Raw genomic sequence first — 4,235 nt, forward strand, 5'->3', positions numbered from 1 at the left:
AGCATGGTGAATATTAATAAAGAAACTACTCGCCGAGTCGATCTGAGCTTTGGCATTGGCTATGGCGACGATATTGACCAGGCCAAGTCTCTGCTGAAGTCACTCGCCAGTCATGATGCCCGAGTACTCAAAGACCCGGCTCCTGTATTTGTCGTTGCAGAACTTGCCGACAGCTCGGTTAACTTTACAGTCCGCTTATGGGTCAACACTAGCGACTACTGGGGTGTATTCTTTGATATGCAAGAAGGCGTGAAGAAAGCATTTGATGCGCACGGCATTTCAATCCCCTACCCACAACAAGATGTATATATGCATCAAGTAGCATAAACAAGAGACATTACTCTAGTAAATCGCTAAGATACGGCCAAAATTGAATCGTATCTTAGCCAAGCTTTATGAAAGGAAGAAATACTATGCAACACCTTAAACTTGCCACAGCAATTGCTCTCATCTCTACAAGCCTAAGCGCCACAGTAAACGCTGAAGAGGTCTCTGAACCTAACTGGGATGCAACGGCTGAACTTGGTTTTGTGATGACCAGCGGCAACTCGGATACAGAAACACTAAATGCCAAATTTAATGCTTCAACTGAATACACTGATTGGAAGCACACACTTCAACTAGAGGCGCTTAACAGCTCATCAAATGACGTAAGTTCTGCAGAAAGATATTTTGCTGAAGCGCAGTCTGACCGAAAGCTCTCTGATAGAGCTTATGCGCTTGGCGTCATCTCGTGGGAAAAGGATCGCTTTAGCGGTTTTGACCATCAAACCTCTATCGCACTGGGTTTAGGCTATAAAGCTATTGCAGAAGATAATATGGAATTGAATTTCGAGCTTGCGCCTGGTTATCGTGTGATCGAAGACAACAATGGCAATAACGAAGAAGATAGCATTATTCGTGCAGCTGAGATCTTCTCTTGGAAATTCAATGAAACATCTAGCCTTGACCAGTTCCTGAATACAGAAGCCGGCGACAGTAACACTGTGACACGTTTTGGTATCTCCTTAACCAGTCAGGTGCAAGAAGCCTTGTCAATGAAGGTTGGTTACACCATTAAGCATAGTTCTGATGTTCCAGCAGGTGCTGATAAAACTGATCGTGAAACGTCTGTCACGTTAGTCTATAAGCTGTAGCATTACTTTTTATGTAGGCAGCGATGGTGCTAACCCGCCAGCGAGCCGCGCAAGGCTCTGCCTACAGCAGAAAAGAAAGTATCAATCTGAAATTTCAGATACAAAAAAGGCAGCTTAATCGCTGCCTTTTTTATTGAAGCTTGAAACGCTTACTTCAACAATTCTTTAGCTTGCTCAACCCAAGAGTCTGAGCCGCGTACTGATTTGAACTCAGCCAACTTATCGGCAGGTGCATTAACGATATCTTCCAAGCTATTAAATCCCGCTGCATTCAATTTCTTAACCGTCGCAGGGCCAACACCTTTCATCGAAGAAATACCAGACTTAGCTGCACCAGTGGCTTTCTTAGTTGCTGTTGACGCTTTTGCTTTAGCAGTAGTCGCCGCCTTCTTAACAGTTGCTTTGGCTTTTTTAGCAGGCGTCTTTGGCGCTGGCATAATCTTATCCGCCAGAGGAAGCTTGCTTAATGCATCTTCAAGTTGACCAACCAGCTTATTCTTAGTCTCTAGCAAAGCTTCAGCACGCTCTTCAAATTCTTTCTGCTGCTTATTTAGCTGCTTTTGATACTGCTTCTCGATTTTCTTCAACCACTTTGTTGCAGGCTTAGTCGCCTCTTCACGCAACTCGTTTACTTGTGCAGTCAAATCATCAACCTGCTTCTGTAAATCTTTCTTAGTTGAAGTAACTTTCTTGTTGATATCTTTCAACAAGTCATTGCTCAGCTCTTTAACCTGAGAAACTTTCTTATCAATCTTCTTTGACGTTTTACCCATGCTTCACCCCTATTAAAACTACAAACAAATTAAACAATAAATACTAAACAGTATAAAAGTTACACGTTTTTTTTAGAGCATAACAACTAAAATCACGTGCACTAATGGTATTTTTATAATTTCTAACATGGCAGATTCAACTAATCCAATTTGCCATGTTCTTTAATATAGTCCTTTACCAAGCTCTCAATTAGCTTTTGTATACTCGTTTCTTGCTCTATCGCAATAATCTTCAGTGCTTTCAATGTTTTCTTATCTAAACGTAGGGAGGTATTTTTCTTAGCCTTCTCTTTTTTCTCGGATGCATGCACTTGATCAAGCTGAGGAGTCTTAGCCGTACCTTTCGACACTGCATCGGTTTTCTTATCTGTACTCTTGCGACTCATAAAGAGACCCCTTGTCGTTTCACTACCCTATAAACGGCATAGTAACATCCATTCATCCATATTGCCGAGCACCATAAAAGGCAAAGGCGCGAATTATCGCGCCCCTACATTAGCTTCAAGATGGCACATTAAGCCTTCTTCAGCGCCTTTTTCAGCTTGCTGATTTTCTTAGTCTGCTTGGCTACTTTAGCTTTACGCGCTTTGATCTCTTTCTTGATAGATTTTGTTTTCTTAGACATGGTAAATCACCTTTCTTTGTGTAAATAACATTAATTGACGTAATGACGTCACTACGTCAATATCTATCCTAGACCTACATAACCGGAAATACAAAGTATTTGAACCTCAGGACTTAAATTGTCATCAAACTGTCACATAAGTCCTATTTAAATAGTCCGGTTGATTAAGCTGTATGCGAGTAGTTTCAAAATGACGAACAAGCAAGATTTTATAGAGAAAGAACTGAGTTGGCTGTCCTTCAATGAGCGCGTTCTACAGGAAGCCGCTGATGCAAATGTACCGATTGTCGAGCGGGTCAGGTTTCTCGGTATATATTCCAATAATATGGATGAGTTCTTCCGTGTTCGTGTCGCCGACGTAAAGCGAAAAATTTTTATTAAGAAAGACCAAGGCGAAGATGCCAGTGAAGATCGAGAATTACTTAAGAAGATTCAAAAGAAAGTCATCAAGCTAGGCGAACGGTTTGACGAAATCTATATTCACGTTTTGAAATGCCTGGCCCGGCGCAACATTTTTCTGATCAACGAGCAACAGTTATCTCCAGAGCAAGGGGAATGGGTTAATCAGTATTTCAAAGACAATGTTCTGCAATACATTAACCCTATAATGTGCGAGGGAAAAATCGACCTTGCTCAGGTATTGGATGATGACATCACCTACCTTGCGGTCGAACTAATTCGCAAAGGCGAATCTAGATATAGTTTGGTTGAAGTACCCTCAGACGATATGAGCCGTTTCATTGAGCTACCTAGAATCAAGGGGCAAAAGCGCCGCTGCATCATCATGCTTGATAATATTATTCGCTACTCTCTGAAGAGCGTCTTCAAAGGCAATTATAAGTTTGATGAAATTCATGCCTATTCCATGAAGATGACTCGTGATGCGGAATACGGGCTATCTGAAGATATTGACCAATCTCTACTAGAGCAGATGTCACTCAGCATTAAGCAACGCATGACAGCTGAGCCAGTTCGCTTTGTCTATGACAGGGAAATGCCGAAATCCACACTGAACTACTTGCTTGATAAAATCGGCATCTCAAATTATGACGCCGTCATCCCGGGTGGCCGCTATCACAACTTCAGAGACTTCATCAGTTTCCCTAATATCGGGCGCAACTATTTAGAATATTCACCGCTTCCGAGAATCGAAAGCAAGAAGTTCGCCGCTCACAAAAGCAGCTTCCAGGCGATTTCTGAAGGCGATATTTTACTTTATTACCCGTATCACAAGTTCAACCATTTCACCGAGTTCGTACGGCAGGCATCATACGATCCTAAAGTTGAACATATCAGTATCAGCATTTATCGCGTCGCCAAAAAAAGCCGAATTATCGATGCCCTGATCAATGCGGCAAAGAATGGTAAAAATGTTCGCGTCGTGGTTGAGCTGCGCGCCCGCTTTGACGAAGAAGCAAATATAGAATGGGCGAAGGTACTGACCGATGCGGGCATCAAAGTAGACTTTGGTGTGCCTGCATTGAAGTGCCACACCAAGCTTTGTTTAATTGGACGCAACGAAAGTGACGGCTATAAGCGCTACGCTCATATCGGCACAGGTAACTTCCACGAGAAGACCGCAAGGATTTATACCGACTTCTCTTTATTTAGCTGCCACGATGAAATTACCGCCGAAGTAGAAGACGTATTTAACTTCATTCGCTTCAGCTATAAACATTATCACTTCAAACACCTTATCGT

At 42.3% G+C, this 4,235-nt stretch carries 5 protein-coding genes; 3 read left to right on the top strand and 2 right to left on the bottom strand.

The window, feature by feature from the left end:
• The coding region (locus A3735_RS22190) for a mechanosensitive ion channel family protein (protein ID WP_156499829.1) at window positions 1-327 on the top strand (327 nt) is incomplete at its 5' end.
• Between the two features lie 86 nt (window positions 328-413).
• On the top strand, window positions 414-1,136 hold the full coding sequence (locus A3735_RS22195; RefSeq protein WP_068509581.1) for a YdiY family protein: 723 nt from the start codon (window positions 414-416) through the stop codon (window positions 1,134-1,136).
• A gap of 149 nt (window positions 1,137-1,285) precedes the next feature.
• Here the strand turns inward: A3735_RS22195 and A3735_RS22200 are convergent, their stop codons facing one another.
• Complete coding sequence (locus A3735_RS22200; RefSeq protein WP_068514185.1) at window positions 1,286-1,909, bottom strand: helix-hairpin-helix domain-containing protein; 624 nt, start codon at window positions 1,907-1,909, stop codon at window positions 1,286-1,288.
• A gap of 140 nt (window positions 1,910-2,049) precedes the next feature.
• The gene (locus A3735_RS22205) at window positions 2,050-2,295 is read right to left on the bottom strand and encodes a hypothetical protein (protein ID WP_197470033.1); all 246 of its coding nucleotides are present in this window, start codon (window positions 2,293-2,295) and stop codon (window positions 2,050-2,052) included.
• Window positions 2,296-2,724: 429 nt separating this feature from the next.
• Between A3735_RS22205 and ppk1 the strand changes: the two genes are divergently transcribed.
• On the top strand, window positions 2,725-4,235 hold a 1,511-nt coding region (gene ppk1, locus A3735_RS22210), incomplete at its 3' end, for a polyphosphate kinase 1 (protein ID WP_068638661.1).

The organism is Oleiphilus sp. HI0061, assembly GCF_001635675.1.